We start from the raw sequence: 14,924 nt of genomic DNA on the forward strand, positions 1-14,924 counted from the left end.
CACCCGGAGCACGGCCGCGTGTGACGTGGGCGATACCCGGCTGAAGATCCCTTCATCCTGGCCCCACGGTGCTCTCACCCGGTCTCCCTAACTTCGTCCCCGTCGAAGCTCCGCCACTCGTTCGAGGGAAGAAGGAACGTCATGATGCCCGTCGCCACCGCCCAGCAGACCGGACCGGGCCCGGTCCGCGAGGTCGACGCACTCCCCCGGCGGGACGATCTCGACCCCGTTCGGCTGAACCGGGCGAAGAAGGCGTACACCACCCGACATCTCGCCGCCCGCATCGACGACGACCCTTCCGGCTACGCGCTGCTCAGCGGACCGGGCGTGGTCCCGCAGCCGGGCGATGTGGTGCTCGCCCGCGTCGACGAGATCGGGCTGCACACGAAGCTGGAGAGCCCGGTGAGCCGGCGCCAGACCCTGTTCCCCGGCGACGAGGTGCTGATCGCCTACGGGCACCGCTACGCCCCCGACCAGTTCGAGGCCGAGGTGCCCGGCGACCTGCGCCCCCTCCACCTCGTCGCCGCGGGCGGCCTGGCCGGGTTCGTGACCGCCAAGCACGACGACGTCGACGATCCGACGGTGGTGCGCCCGGTGGGCCTGCTCGCCGACGCGGAAGGCATCGTCACCCTCCAGCGGTCGGCGCCGCGCCGCACCGGTGGCCGCGGGCCCGCGACCGGAGGTCGTCCCCGGGTCATCGGCGTGCTCGGCACCTCGATGAACGCGGGCAAGTCGACCACGGTCAACTTCCTCATCCGGGGGCTGGCGCAGTCCGGGCTGCGGGTCAGCGCGGGCAAGGCGACCGGTACCGGCGCCGGGAGCGACCCGCACGGCTTCCTCGACGCGGGAGCGGCGGAGGTCCTCGACTTCACCGACTTCGGCTACGCCACCACCTTCCGGCTCGACCACGACCGGGTCCGATCGATCTTCGTGTCGCTCATCGAGGAACTGTCGGTGCCGGGGACCGACGTCATCGTCGTCGAGATCGCCGACGGCCTGTACCAGGGCGAGACCAAGCGGTTGCTGGCCGACCCGGTCTTCGCCCGGCACGTCGACCAGGTCGTGTTCGCCTCGTCCGGGGCGCTCGGCGCCGTCGCCGGGGTGGAGCTGCTGCGCCGCCACGAACTCCACGTCTCGGCCGTCAGCGGGGTGGTCACCTCGGCACCGCTGGCCGTGCGCGAAACGCGGGAAGTGCTGGACGTCCCCGTGGTCAACACCTACGAGCTCGCCGACCCCGACGTGGCGCGGGCGCTGCTGTGAGCCGGGCAGCCGCGGAGCCGATGCCGGACCTCCTCACCGGCGGCCGGCGGGCGATGTTCGCCGTGCTCGTCTCCACCGGGGCGGGGCAGGCGGCGCTGGCCGGGATCACCGCGGTCACCATGCCGCGCCTGATGCAAGCCGACGCCCCCGGCCACCGGTGGACCGCGCTCGGCGTCCTGCTGCTGGCCGCGCTGGGGGTGGGGCTCGTCCGGGTCCTGGAGCGGGTGTTCGCCGAGAAGCTCGCCCAGGACTACGTGCACGAGATGCGGGCCGGACTCGTCGCCTCCAGCCTCGCCGGGGCGGGCGGGCCTTCCCTCGGGACCACCATCGCCCGCACCACCAACGACCTCTCGGCCATCCGGAACTGGGTGGCGTGGGGCATCGCCCCCCTGGCCGGGGGCGTCCCGCTGATCGTCGGCGTGGTCGTGGTGCTGGCGGTGATGCACCCGATGCTGGCGCTGGCGGTGCTCGCCCCGATCCTCGTCCTCTGCGGTGGTCTCGCGCTCCTCGCCCGGCCGGCGTTCAACCGGGCCCGGGCGGTGCGCAAGGCCCGCGGGCGGCTCGCCTCGCACGTCAGCGACACCGTCGCCGCCGGCTCGTCGATCCGCGCGGGCGGCGGGATCCACCGGGAGCTCAAGAAGATCGACCAGCTCAGCACGAACGTCGGATCGGCCGCGGTGCACCGCTCGAAGGTCGCCGGGTACCTGCGCGGCATCGGCGCGGCCACCGCGGCGGTCTCGACCCTCTGCGTCATCACCGCCGGCTCCTGGGCCGGCATCGACCACGCCTCGATCGCCACCGCGATCACCGTCGTGGGCGTGCTGGCCGCACCGACCCACGACCTCGGCCGGGTCGTGGAGTACCGCCAGTCGTACCTGGCGGCGCGGCGGATCCTCTCGCCCGCGCTCGCCCCCGGCGCCGAAGCGGCGCAGCGCCGGTGGCCGCGCTCGGGATCCTCCCGCGCCGACCGCGGCACCGCGCCGTCCGAGATCCACGTCTCCGAACTCCGCATCGGGCGCGTCGACGCACCCGGGCTGATCGCCGCTCCGGGCGCCCGGGTCGTCCTGCGCAGCCAGGACCCGGAACGCGTCGACGCGGTGCTCGGGTTCCTGGCCGGCGTCGACGGCCGGGCCAAGGCGTGGGTGCGGGTCGCCGGACGTGACCTCGGCGACCGGTCCCCGACGGAGCGGCGCAGCCAGGTCGGGTACGCCGCGCGCGGGCTCGCCGTCGAACGCGGCACCATCGCCAGGGCGGTGCGCTACCGCACCCCGGACTCGAAGCGCCCGGTCTGGCCCGCGCTGCGCGACGTCGGGCTCGAGGAACGCGTGGCCGCCCTGCCCGATCGCGAGCGGACGAAGCTGCGGCGGGGCGGTGAACCGCTGTCGCTGCCCGAGCTCGCACGCCTCCAGCTGGCCCGAGCGCTCCACGAGGAACCGCCGCTGCTGGTGCTCGACCACATCGACGACCAGCTCGGCGCCGACGGCCGCGCCCTGCTCGAACGGCTGCTGGCGGACTACCCCGGGGTCGTGGTCCTGGCCACCGACGTGCCCGCCACGATCGTGCCGGACCACCAGGTCTGGGACCTCGACGCGGGATCGGCTCCCGGCCGCGCCGTGCTGGCCGGGTTCGGGCGCCGGTGAGGTGGCCCCCCGGTCAGCGCGTCGCGGAGATCAGCCCGCTGCCCAGCACCAGGTCACCGCGCTCCTCCGGCCGGTAGAGCACGATCGCCTGCCCCGGCGCCACCCCGCGCAGCGGCTGGCGGAGCTGCACCCGGATGCCGTCGTCGTCGGCCTCGGCGACCGCGTCCGCGAGCCCGCCGTGCGCCCGGACCTGCGCCACGCACTCGGTCGGCCCGGCCAGCGGACGACCCGGCCAGATCGGGCGGCGGGCGTCGACCTCGGTGACCGCCAGGTGCTCGGCCGAGCCGACCGCCACCGTGCCGGACACCGGCTCCAGCGACAGCACGTAGCGCGGCCTGCCGTCGGGGGCGGGGGCGTCGATGCCCAGGCCCTTGCGCTGGCCCACGGTGAACCCGTGCACCCCGGCGTGCTCGCCGAGCACGGCGCCGCTCTCGGCGTCGACCAGCTTGCCCGGGGACCTGCCGAGCCGGTCCTCCAGGAAGGAGCGGGTGTCGCCGTCGGGGATGAAGCAGATGTCGTGGCTGTCCGGCTTCTCGGCGACCGCCAGATCGCGGCGCCCCGCCTCGTCGCGCACCTCGGACTTCAGCGAGTCGCCGAGCGGGAACATCGAGTGCCGGAGCTGCTCGGCGGTCAGCGAGGCCAGCACGTAGGACTGGTCCTTGTCGGCGTCCCGGCTGCGGCGCAGCTCCGGCACCCCGTCGACCAGCTCCAGCCGCGCGTAGTGGCCGGTGCACACCGCGTCGAAGCCCAACGCGATCGCCTTGTCCAGCAACGCCTCGAACTTGATCTTCTCGTTGCAGGTCAGGCACGGGTTCGGGGTGCGGCCCGCGGCGTACTCGCCGACGAAGGTGTCGATGACCTCCTCGGTGAACCGCTCGGCGAAGTCCCACACGTAGAACGGGATGCCGAGCAGGTCCGCCGCCCGCCGCGCGTCCCGCGAGTCCTCCACGGTGCAGCAGCCCCGCGCGCCCGTGCGCAGCGTTCCCGGCTTGGCCGACAGCGCCAGGTGCACGCCGACGACCTCGTGCCCGGCCGCCACCGCGCGGGCCGCGGCGACCGCCGAGTCCACCCCACCGCTCATCGCGGCCAGCACTCGCACGCCTCACACCTCCCTGGCGCCCGCGGACGCCGAAGACCGGCGCGACCCGGCCAGGCCGGCGTCGCGCGCTCGTCGCACCACCGGGCCGATGGCCCCGGTCAGCGCTCGGACATCCGCCGCGGTCGAGGTGTGCCCCAGGGAGAACCGCAGCGATCCGCGCGCGGCCTCCGGCTCGGCTCCCATCGACAGCAGCACGTGGCTCGGTTCGGCGACGCCCGCCGTGCAGGCCGAACCGGTGGAGCACTCGATCCCGTTGGCGTCCAGCAGCATCAGCAGGCTGTCGCCCTCGCACCCCGGGAAGGTGAAGTGCGCGTTGCCCGGCAACCGCGACGGTCCGGCGCCGACGCGGCCGGTCCCCGGATCGCCGTTGAGCACCGCGTCGGGCACCTCGGCGAGCACGCCGCGGACCAGTTCGTCGCGGAGCGCGGCGAGCTGCGGGGCGTGCGCTTCCCGGGCCTCGACGGCCTCGCGCACCGCCCGCGCCAGCCCGAGCACACCGGGCACGTCGAGGGTGCCGGAGCGAACCTCCCGCTCCTGGCCGCCGCCGTGCAGCAGCGGGGCGCACGGCACGTCGCGGGCCAGCAGCAGCACCCCGGCGCCGTAGGGGCCGCCGACCTTGTGCCCGGTCATCGTCAACGCGGACACCCCGGAGGCCGCGAAGTCCACCGGCAGCGACTCCACCGCCTGCACCGCGTCGGTGTGCAGCGGAACCCCGTGCTCCTCGGCGATCCCGGCCAGCTCGCTGATCGCGTTGACGGTGCCGACCTCGTTGTTGGCCCACATGCAGGTCACCAGCGCCACGTCGGCGGAGTGCGCGGCCAGCGCCTCGGCCAGCACCTCGGCCCGCACCCGGCCGTGGGCGTCGGCGGGCAGCCACGTCACCTCGGCGCCCTCGTGCTCGACCAGCCACTCCACCGCGTCGAGCACCGCGTGGTGCTCCACCGCCGAGGCGAGGATCCGGCGCCGCGCCGGATCGGCCGCGCGCCGCGCCCAGAAGATGCCCTTCACCGCCAGGTTGTCGCTCTCCGTCCCTCCCGCGGTGAACAGCACCTCGGAGGGCCGGGCGCCCAGCGCGTCGGCCAGGTCCTCGCGCGATTCCTCGACCGCCCGGCGGGCCCGCCGCCCCGAGGTGTGCAGGGACGAGGCGTTGCCCAACCGGGCCAGCGCCTCGCTCATCGCGTCGACCGCCGCGGGCCGCATCGGGGTCGTGGCGGCGTGGTCAAGATAAGTCATCGCACGTCCAGGGTAATGCAGCCGCACCCGCCGCCGAGCCGAGTACCCAGCTCCGCACCCCCGGCGAGGCAGGTCACACCGGCAGCGCCGACTCCTGGGCCGACAGCTGGGCCGACCGGGCGAGCCCGCGGCGGTCCTCCGCCCGGCACGGCGGCCGGAACACCACCTCCGCGACCAGCCCGGAGCAGCGCGCCACCCCGAGCACCGAGCTCAGCAGGGACGCCTCCCCGACGAACGCCACCGCCGTGGTCGGCGCCCCGGCCGCCAGGTAGCGCAGCGCCACCGGGCGCACCGGGGCACCGGCGTCGAGGGCGGCCTGGAACAGCGCCGGCCGGAACCGCCCCGCCGACCGGCCGCACCACGTGGTCCCCTCCGGGAACGCGCCCACCACCGCGCCGGAGCGCAGCGCACCGGACACCTCGGCGACCGCGCCCGGCAACGCCCGCAACCGGTCCCGGTGCAGGAACAGCACGCCGAAGCGATGCGCCACCCCGCCCAGCAGCGGCCAGTCCCGGAGCTCGGCCTTCGCGACCATGCGCAGCGGCCCGACCGCCTGCAGCAGCACCACGTCCAGCCAGGACACGTGGTGGGCCACCACCAGCTCCCCGCGCTCCGGCGGGGTCCCGCGCACCACCCACCGGACGCCGACCGCGCGCAGCACGGCGCGGAACCACCGCGGTGACCACCACCTCCGCAGCCCCGCGGGCAGCAGCGCCAGCAGCACGCCCAGCGGCAGCAACCCGATCAGGACCGCCAGCCGCAGCAGCACCAGGGCGGCGGGAACCTCCCGGCCCCGGTCCGGCAGGCAGGTCGGTCCGCACGGCGACACCGGCGACCACGGACCGGTCATCCGGCCACGCCCCAGTAGCGCAGGTAGCGGTGGTCGACCGCGGCGAAGTCCAGCAGCACGAAGAAGTCCGCCACCCCGAACTCCTCGTCGTGCGCCGGCCTGCCGCAGACCTGCGCACCGAGCCGCAGGTACCCGCGCAGCAGCGGCGGCAGCGGGCCGCGCGCGGTGGTCGGCCCCGGGCGGAATTCGCGGTGCGGGTGGACCCGGTGGCGCGGCGGGGCGTAGTGCCTGCGCGACACCGCGTCCCAGACCCGCGCGGCCAGCGCCCCGCCGTCGTCCAGCGGCACCGAGGCGCACCCGGCGAGCCACCGGTGGCCGTGTTCGTCGAGGTAGCGCGCGATCCCCGACCACACCAGGCCGACGACCGCGCCGTTGCGGTGGTCCGGGTGCACGCAGGAGCGGCCCGCCTCCACCAGGCCGGGGCGCAGCGGGTCGAGCGCGGTGAGGTCGAACTCCTCCGCCGAGTACAGCCCCGCCGCGGCCCGCTGCGGGGGCAGCAGGCGATAGGTGCCGACGACCGCACCGCTGAGGTCGTCGCGGACGAGGAGGTGGTCGCAGTGGTCGTCGAACCGGTCCTGGTCGAACGCGCCGAGGGCCACTCCCCACTCGGCGCCGAAGACCTGCGCGCGCAACCGCTGGGCGGCGAGCACGTCGAGCGGGTCGCGGGTGACGACCATCGAATACCGGGCGGCCGCCGGGGTTGTCGCGGCGGCGAGTGCAGCGTCTGGCGACATGACGCAGGTGTACCGCCGGGCGGAGAACCGCCGGTAGGCCGAAGACGGGCCCTGGGGCCGAACATCCGGTGAACCGCGCGCGACGCGCCGAGCGCTCGCGCCCGCCCGGGGGAACTCCGCGCGGTATCGCCTAGATTGCCCGGGTGAGCACCGAGGACCGAGCCATCGTCGAGATCTACACCGACGGCGCGTGCAGCGGCAACCCCGGCCCGGGCGGCTGGGGCGTCGTGCTGCGCTACGGGACGCACGAGCGCGAGCTGCACGGCAGCGATGCCGCCACCACCAACAACAAGATGGAGCTGACGGCGGTCATCGAGGGGCTCGCGGCGCTGACCCGGCCGGTGCCCGCCGTGCGGGTCCACAGCGACAGCAGCTACGTGCTCAACGGGATCACCAAGTGGCTGCCGGGCTGGAAGCGCAACGGCTGGCGCACCGCCGCCAAGCAACCCGTGAAGAACGCCGAGCTGTGGCAGCGGCTCGACGCCGAATGCGCCCGGCACGGCGACATCCAGTGGCAGTGGGTCAAGGGGCACAACGGGCACGTCGAGAACGAGCGGGCCGACCGGCTCGCCTGCCGGGGCCGCGACGAGGCCCGCTGAGACCCCGCTGCGAGGAGACCGCCCCCGAACGCAGCGGTGGGCGGCCCGCACTGGTGCGGGCCGCCCACCGCGGGCGGGTCGTTCAGCCCTTGCGCTTGCCGATCTCCTCGGTGAGCTGCGGGGCCACCTGGAACAGGTCGCCGACGACGCCGTAGTCGGCGATCTCGAAGATCGGGGCCTCCGCGTCCTTGTTCACCGCGACGATCGTCTTGGACGTCTGCATCCCGGCGCGGTGCTGGATCGCACCCGAGATGCCCAGCGCGATGTAGAGCTGCGGGGACACCGTCTTGCCGGTCTGGCCGACCTGGAACTGGTGCGGGTAGAAGCCGGAGTCCACCGCGGCGCGGGAGGCCCCGACGGCCCCGCCCAGCGAGTCCGCCAGCTTCTCGACGACCTCGAAGGACTCCGCCGAGCCGACGCCGCGGCCACCGGAGACGACCACGCCGGCCTCGGTCAGCTCGGGCCGGTCACCGGCCTCCACCGGCTGCCGGCCGGTGATCCGCGCGGCCTTGGCGGCGTCCTGGGCGGGCACCTCGACCTGCTCGACGGCACCGGCACCGGCGGCTTCCTCGGGCTCCACCGAGCCGGGCAGCACGGTGATCACCGGCGTGCCGGTGGCCACCTTCGCCTTGGCGGTGTAGGAGCCGCCGAACAGCGAGTGCGCGGCCACGCCCTCGGCGTCGACGTCCACGACCTCCGACAGCAGCCCGGAGCCCAGCCGGATCGCGAGTCGGCCGGCGATCTCCTTGCCGTCGGTGGACGCCGGGATCAGCACCGCCGCGGGCGAGACCTTGCCGACCAGCTCCGCGAGCACGTCGACCTGCGGGGTGACCAGGTAGGAACCGGCCTCGGCGGATTCGGCGGCGTACACCTTCGCCGCCCCGTGGCCGCCCAGCGCCGAGCTCAGCTTCTCGGCGGTGCCGGGCTCGCCGACGACCACCGCGGCGGGCTCACCGAGCCGCTTCGCCGCCGTCAGCAGCTCGTAGCTGACCTTCTTGGCTTCGCCGTCCACGTGGTCGACGAGGACCAGGACCTCAGACATCTCTACGCCTCCTCGAATGCTCGTGAACGACTTCAGATCAACTTCTGGCCGACCAGGTACTCGGCGATCTGCGAACCGCCGGTGCCCTCGTCGGTGACCTTCTGCCCGGCCTGCTTCGGCGGCTTCGGCGCCGACTCCACCACCTGCGAGGCGGCGTTGGCCAGCCCGACCTCCGAGGCGTCGATCCCGGCGTCGGCCAGGGTCAGCACCGAGACGGGCTTCTTCTTGGCGGCCATGATGCCCTTGAAGGACGGGTACCGGGGCTCGTTGATCTTCTCGGTGACGGACACGACCGCGGGGGTGGACGCCTCGACGTCGACCAGGCCCGCGTCGGTCTCCCGGGTGATGCGCACCGTGCTGCCGTCCACCTCGACCTTGCGGGCGAAGGTGAGCTGCGGCCAGCCCAGGGCCTCCGCGATCATCGCCGGGACGGCGCCGCTGCGGCCGTCGGTGGCCTCGTTGCCCGCGACCACCAGGTCGACGGACTCCTGGGCCCCGATCACCTTCGCCAGCGCCCGCGCGGTCGCGGGGGCGTCGGTGCCGTGCAGCGCCTCGTCGGACAGGTGCACCGCCTTGTGCGCGCCCATCGACAGCGCCTTGCGGATCGCGTCGGTCGCCCGGTCCGGACCCATGCAGACGGCCGTGACCTCGCCGCCGTGGGCCTCGGTGAGCTGCAGCGCCTCTTCCACCGCGCGCTCGTTGATCTCGTCGAGCACCGCGTCCGCGGATTCGCGGTCCAGCGTGTGGTCCGCGTCCGTGAGCTTCCGCTCGGAATACGTGTCAGGCACCTGCTTGACCAGGACGACGATGTTCATGGGCCCTCTTCGACCTCCTGCGGACTGACGACGGTGTCGCTGCGGTTGCTGCGCCCGGAACGCGGTCCCGGGAAAGGTTGACCTTGCCATGTCACCACACCGCAAGCACAGTGATGGCAACCACCCTGGATGTTACTTGCGGGTAGCAGCCACGCAACCTGCGACGACGGGTGATGGTACTCACGATTCCACCCCAGGTCCGGCCGAACGGGCAGCTCGCCGCGGAGGCCTTGGAAACGCTTTACCCATGAGTAGCCTGGATCGCATGAGCCAACGCGTCGCCATCGTCACCGACTCGACGGCCTCCATCCCGCCGGAGATCGCCGAGCGGCTGGGCATCGCCGTCGTCCAGCTCGAGCTGGCGGTCGGCGACGAGCAGAACGACGAGCGCCGGGTGCCGCACCGGGATGTCGCCGACGCGATGCGCGCCGACGTCCCGGTCACGACCGCCGAGCCCCCGGCGCCCGCGTTCTTCTGGAACTACCAGGACGCGGCCGCGGCGGGCGCCGAGGCGATCCTGTCCATCCACATCTCCGAAGGGCTCTCCCGCACCTGCGAATCCGCCCGCGCCGCAGCCGCCGAGATCGGCATCCCGGTGTACGTGGTGGACTCCCGCCTGGTCGGGCTCGGGCTCGGCTACCCGGTGATCGCCGCCGCCGAGGCCGCCGCGGGCGGTGCGACCGCCCAGGGCGTGATGAACGTGCTGGACCTGCGGCTGCGCAGCACGATGCAGCTCCTCTACGTGGACACCCTGGAGTACCTGCAGCGCGGTGGGCGGATCGGCCGGGCCCGCGCCTGGTTCGGGCAGACCTTGTCGATCAAGCCCGTGCTTGCGCTCGAGGACGGCATCATCGGGCAGCACACCACCGGGATCGGACCGGAGCGCGCGCTGAAGAAGGCCGTGGCCGGTGCGGCGCGGAAGGCGGGCGGCGCCCCCGTGGACATCGGCGTCGAGCACTTCGAGGCCGCCGAGCGGGCCCAGCAGGTGCTCGACGAGCTGCGGTCCCGGATCCCCCAGGTGCGGCGGGCCACCCTGGCCGAGACCAGCGCGGTCCTGGGCGCCCACGCCGGGCCGGGCGCGCTCGGCGTCACGGTGTCGCCGGTGCCCTGATCGCCGGTGCGCTGCTCGCCGGCGCGCTGGTCCCCGCCGTCCTGATCCCCGGCGCCGAGCGCAGATGCCGGTTCGCCGGAGCGATCCACTCCACCGAGTGATGACAAACAGGTGTTCGAGTCCGGATACTCGGTGTTGAGCGTTCCGCAGCGGTCCACATCGGACCGTGCTGGCCGCTCCCGAACCTATCCGCGCGGTGCCAACGAGTTCCGGCACCGCCACGACGCACCCCGACGAACACGACCGCGCTTTCCGCCGGAATGCGCGGTAGCCCCGGCGCGCCCGTCGCTGTTCCCTGCGGCACCGAGGCGACCGGCGTCGGGATGCTCCCGTCCCGAGGAGACACCGTGGATCCGCACCCCCGAACCCCGTCCAGCACCACCGCACCGCGTCCTCGCCCGGTCGGCGCACCGCCGAGGGAGGATGCGCGGCGGCTCCGGCCCCCGCAACCACCACCGCGGCGGCCGCGGAGACGACCGCCGGTGTCAGGCGCCCCCGGCGGCCTTGTCCATCGCGCGGTGAATGCGCTTGGGCGACACCGGGTGCGCCGTGCCCACCGTCTGCGCGAACAGGCTCACCCGCAGTTCCTCGATCATCCACCCGACCGCGAGCAGCGCCTCGCTCGGCAGGCGCCCCGACGGCACCTCGTCCAGCAGCGCGCGGTAGCGGTCCTCGACCTCGTGCACCTGCGCCATCCATTCCAGGTCGCGCTTCGGGTGGTGCACCAGCTTGTCCAAGCGCTGCTCGACACCGCGCAGGTAGCGGACCACATCGGACAACCGCCGCCACCCGGTGCCGGTGATGAACCCGGGGTGCAGCAGACCGGCGAGCTGGTCCTCGATGTCGGCGATCGACTCGGCCGGAGCCCCGGCAGGCCGGTCGGCCAACCGCGCGCGCACCTGCTGGTCGGCGGTCAGCACCTTCTCCACGACGGAAACGATGCCTGCGGTGGCGCTGCCCAGCCGCGCCCGCACGAACGCCTCCAGCTCGGCGTAGCCGGACCGGTCCCAGGCGGGCCCGCCGTGGTCGGCGATCAGCCGGTCCACCGCGCAGCTCGCGCAGTCCTCCAGCACCGCGGTCAGGTCACCGTGCGGGCTGCTGCCCAGCAGCAGCCTGCTGGTCCCGCTCAGGCCCCGCTGCAGCGACTTCACCGGCGAGGGCAGGTTGAGCAGCAGCATGCGGCGGGTGCCCCGCCACAGGGCCTGGCGCTGCTCGTCGGCGGTGTCGAACACCCGCACCCCGACGCTGTCGCCCTCGTCCACCAGCGCGGGGAAGGCCTTGACGGCGTGACCGCCGCGGGACTGCTCGAAGGTGTCCGGGAGCCGGTCGAAGTCCCAGGAGCGCAGACCGCTGCGCTCGACGTCGTCCGCGGCGGCGGAGATCTCGGCCCGCAACCGCGGCCGCAGCCGCTCGCGCAACGACTCCAGGTCCTTGGACTCGCCGAGCGAGCGCCCCTTCCCGTCGACCACCCGGAAGGTCATGCGCAGGTGGTCCGGCAGCCGGTCGAGGGACAGCTCGCCGGGGGCACCACCACTCCGGTCATCGCCCGGAGCTGGTCGCGCACCGCGTCCACCAGGGGCCCCCGGGACGGCGCGGTGCGGGCCAGCACCGCGCGGGCGTAGTCCGGGGCGGGCACGAAGTTGCGCCGGAGCTGCTTGGGCAACGACTTCAGCAGCGCGGTCACCAGTTCCTCGCGCAGCCCGGGGATCAACCAGTCGAAGCCGGCACCGTCCACCTGGTTCAGCACGGCCACCGGGATGTGCACCGTGACGCCGTCGGCGTCGGCACCCGGTTCGAACTGGTAGGTCAGCGGCAGCCGGTGCGCCCCGACCTGCCAGGTGTCCGGGTAGTCCTGGTCGCTGACCGCCGCCGACGACTCGTTGATGAGCATCGGCTTCTCGAAGTTGAGCAGGTCCGGCCGCTCCTTGCGGACCTGCTTCCACCACGTGTCGAAGTGCCGCCCGGAGACGACCTCCGCCCCCACGCGCCGGTCGTAGAAGTCGAACAGGGTCTCGTCGTCGACCAGGATGTCCCGACGGCGGGCCCGCTGCTCGAGGTCCTCGACCTCCTCGAGCAGCGCCCGGTTCTCCCGGAAGAAGGCGTGCCGGGTCTCCCAGTCGCCCTCCACCAGCGCATGCCGGATGAACAGCTCCCGGGACAGCTCCGGATCGATCCGCCCGTACTGCACCTTGCGCGAGGCGACCAGCGGGATGCCGTAGAGGGTGACCTTCTCGTAGGCCACCACCGACGCGCGGTCCTTCTCCCAGTGGGGCTCGCTGTAGCTGCGCTTGACCAGGTGCTGCGCCTGCCGCTCCACCCACTCGGGTTCGATCCGGGCCGCGATCCGCGCCCACAGCCGGGACGTCTCGACCAGCTCGGCGGCCATCACCCAGCGCGGCGGCTTCTTGAACAGCGCCGAACCGGGGAAGATCGCGAACCGCGCGTTGCGCGCGCCCTGGAACTCGGTGGCGCCCCTGCCCTGCGGTCCGGCTTTCTTCTCCGCGTCCTTGAGGCCGACGTGCGAGAGCAGCCCGGCGAGCAGCGACTGGTGCACCCGCGCGCTGTCGGCGGGCTCGTCGTTGAGCGACAGCCCCATGCCCTTGACCAGCTGGCGGAGCTGGGCGTAGAGGTCCTGCCACTCCCGCACCCGGAGGTGGTTGAGGTACTCGCTGCGGCACAGCCGGCGGAACTGGTTGCTGGACAGCTCCCGCTGCTTCTCCCGCAGGTACGTCCACAGGTTCAGGTACGCGGTGAAGTCCGACTCCTTGTCGGCGAAGCGCGCGTGCTGCTGGTCGGCCGCCTCCTTCTTCTCCGCGGGCCGCTCCCGCGGGTCCTGGATGGACAGCGCCGCGGTGAGCACCAGCAGTTCGCGCACGCACCCGTTGCGCTCGGCCTCCAGCACCATCCGGGCCAGCCGGGGATCGATCGGCAGCTGCGACAGCTTCCGGCCGACCGCCGTGATCTGCTTGGTCAGGTCCTTCTTGGTGCGGTCCAGCGCACCCAGCTCGTGCAGCAGGTTGAGCCCGTCGGTGATCTGGCGGCGGTCCGGCGGCTCGACGAACGGGAACGACTCGATCTCGCCGAGCCCGAGCGAGGTCATCTGCAGGATCACCGAGGCGAGGTTGGTCCGCAGAATCTCCGGATCGGTGAACTCCGGGCGCGCGAGGAAGTCCTCCTCGGAGTACAGCCGGATGCAGATGCCCTCCGAGACGCGACCGCACCGCCCCTTGCGCTGGTTCGCCGAAGCCTGCGAGATCGGTTCGATGGGCAGCCGCTGCACCTTGGTGCGAAAGCTGTACCGGGAGATGCGGGCGGTCCCCGGGTCGATCACGTACTTGATCCCCGGCACCGTCAACGAGGTCTCGGCCACGTTGGTGGCGAGCACGATCCGCCGTCCCGCGTGCGGCCGGAACACCCGGTGCTGCTCGGCGGCCGACAGCCGCGCGTACAGCGGCAGCACCTCGGTGCCCGGCCGGTCCTGCCGCTCGAGCGCCTCCGCGGTGTCCCGGATCTCCCGTTCGCCGCTGAGGAACACCAGGACGTCCCCGGGCCCCTCCGCGGCCAGCTCGTCGACCGCCTCGCAGATCGCCTGCGTCTGGTCGCGCACGACGTCCTCGGCCTCGTCGGAGTCGTCGACCAGCGGCCGGTAGCGGACCTCCACCGGGTAGGTGCGACCGGACACCTCGACGACCGGGGCGTCGTCGAAGTGCCGGGAGAACCGCTCGGGGTCGATGGTGGCCGAGGTGATGATCACCTTGAGGTCGGGGCGGCGCGGCAGCAGCTGCTTGAGGTAGCCGAGCAGGAAGTCGATGTTGAGGCTGCGCTCGTGCGCCTCGTCGATGATCAGGGTGTCGTAGCGGCGCAGCATCCGGTCGCGCTGGATCTCGGCGAGCAGGATGCCGTCGGTCATCAGCTTGACCAGGGTGTCCTCGCCGGCGCGCTCGGTGAACCGCACCTGGTAGCCGATCGCGGTGCCCAGCTCGGTGTCGAGCTCCTCGGCGACCCGTTCGGCCACGGTGCGGGCCGCGAGCCGCCTCGGCTGGGTGTGGCCGATCATGCCCTGGACGCCGCGGCCCAGCTCCAGGCACATCTTCGGGAGCTGGGTGGTCTTGCCCGAGCCGGTCTCGCCCGCGACGATCACGACCTGGTTGTCCCGGATCGCCGCCAGCAGGTCCTCCCGGCGCTGGCTGACCGGCAGCGACTCCGGGTAGCGGAGTTCCGGCACCGCCGCCTCGCGCTGCTCGACGCGGTGTTCGGCGGCTTGGACATCGGTGGCGATCTCGGCGGCGACCGACCGGACCGCCTCGGGATCGCGGATCTTGCGGGCGCCCTCGATGCGCCGACGCAGCCGACGCTGGTCGTGCAGCATCAGCCGGGGCAAGCGATCGCGCAGGTCGACGAGCGGAGAAGTCGCAGCGGGGGTACCCATACCGCTTCCAGCATAGAGAAGCACCCGCGCGCGGCGCTTCCGGTTTTCGCACCGCTCACAGCGAGCGGGCCCACCTCCGGGAGCAGCGGTGACCCGGACCACTCCCGGAGGC

At 73.5% G+C, this 14,924-nt stretch carries 10 protein-coding genes and 1 pseudogene; 4 read left to right on the plus strand and 7 right to left on the minus strand.

What is annotated here, in order from left to right; all coding sequences use genetic code 11:
* Positions 1-141 precede the first annotated feature (141 nt).
* Complete coding sequence (locus ACQP0T_RS22480) at positions 142-1,260, plus strand: DUF1611 domain-containing protein (RefSeq protein WP_433869851.1); 1,119 nt, start codon at positions 142-144, stop codon at positions 1,258-1,260.
* Between the two features lie 20 nt (positions 1,261-1,280).
* Positions 1,281-2,900: an ABC transporter transmembrane domain-containing protein gene (locus ACQP0T_RS22485; RefSeq protein ID WP_433869852.1), complete on the plus strand. Its 1,620-nt coding sequence runs from the start codon at positions 1,281-1,283 to the stop codon at positions 2,898-2,900.
* Between the two features lie 13 nt (positions 2,901-2,913).
* Here the strand turns inward: ACQP0T_RS22485 and mnmA are convergent, their stop codons facing one another.
* The 4 genes from mnmA to ACQP0T_RS22505 form a co-directional block, all read right to left on the minus strand.
* Positions 2,914-3,999 carry a tRNA 2-thiouridine(34) synthase MnmA gene (gene mnmA, locus ACQP0T_RS22490; protein WP_433869853.1) on the minus strand — a complete coding sequence of 362 codons (1,086 nt, stop codon included), beginning with the start codon at positions 3,997-3,999 and terminating at the stop codon, positions 2,914-2,916.
* Positions 4,000-4,002: 3 nt separating this feature from the next.
* Positions 4,003-5,232, minus strand: coding sequence for a cysteine desulfurase family protein (locus ACQP0T_RS22495; RefSeq protein ID WP_433869854.1), 1,230 nt, complete (start codon positions 5,230-5,232; stop codon positions 4,003-4,005).
* 73 nt (positions 5,233-5,305) lie between these two features.
* On the minus strand, positions 5,306-6,082 hold the full coding sequence (locus ACQP0T_RS22500; RefSeq protein WP_433869855.1) for a lysophospholipid acyltransferase family protein: 777 nt from the start codon (positions 6,080-6,082) through the stop codon (positions 5,306-5,308).
* Positions 6,079-6,816 (minus strand): GNAT family N-acetyltransferase, encoded by a 738-nt coding sequence (locus tag ACQP0T_RS22505; RefSeq protein WP_433869856.1) that lies wholly within the window; start codon positions 6,814-6,816, stop codon positions 6,079-6,081. Before ACQP0T_RS22505 ends, ACQP0T_RS22500 begins: the two co-directional genes overlap by 4 nt.
* A gap of 143 nt (positions 6,817-6,959) precedes the next feature.
* On the opposite strand from ACQP0T_RS22505, the gene rnhA reads away from it, so the two are divergent.
* Positions 6,960-7,415: a ribonuclease HI gene (gene rnhA, locus ACQP0T_RS22510; RefSeq protein ID WP_433869857.1), complete on the plus strand. Its 456-nt coding sequence runs from the start codon at positions 6,960-6,962 to the stop codon at positions 7,413-7,415.
* Between the two features lie 82 nt (positions 7,416-7,497).
* Here the strand turns inward: rnhA and ACQP0T_RS22515 are convergent, their stop codons facing one another.
* Together ACQP0T_RS22515 and ACQP0T_RS22520 are read right to left on the minus strand one after the other, a co-directional pair.
* Positions 7,498-8,457, minus strand: a complete 960-nt coding sequence (locus tag ACQP0T_RS22515) for an electron transfer flavoprotein subunit alpha/FixB family protein (protein ID WP_433869858.1) — start codon at positions 8,455-8,457, stop codon at positions 7,498-7,500.
* Between the two features lie 32 nt (positions 8,458-8,489).
* Complete coding sequence (locus ACQP0T_RS22520) at positions 8,490-9,272, minus strand: electron transfer flavoprotein subunit beta/FixA family protein (protein WP_345367715.1); 783 nt, start codon at positions 9,270-9,272, stop codon at positions 8,490-8,492.
* 265 nt (positions 9,273-9,537) lie between these two features.
* Here ACQP0T_RS22520 and ACQP0T_RS22525 point away from each other — a divergent pair, with 265 nt between their 5' ends.
* Positions 9,538-10,383: a DegV family protein gene (locus ACQP0T_RS22525; RefSeq protein WP_433869859.1), complete on the plus strand. Its 846-nt coding sequence runs from the start codon at positions 9,538-9,540 to the stop codon at positions 10,381-10,383.
* Positions 10,384-10,868: 485 nt separating this feature from the next.
* On the opposite strand, the pseudogene hrpA reads toward ACQP0T_RS22525, so the two are convergent.
* Positions 10,869-14,752: pseudogene (gene hrpA / locus ACQP0T_RS22530) on the minus strand (ATP-dependent RNA helicase HrpA).
* Between the last annotated feature and the right edge of the window lie 172 nt (positions 14,753-14,924).

Origin of the sequence: Saccharopolyspora sp. CA-218241, from assembly GCF_050954615.1 — a bacterium.
In the GTDB taxonomy this organism is placed as follows: Bacteria; Actinomycetota; Actinomycetes; order Mycobacteriales; family Pseudonocardiaceae; genus Saccharopolyspora; species Saccharopolyspora cebuensis.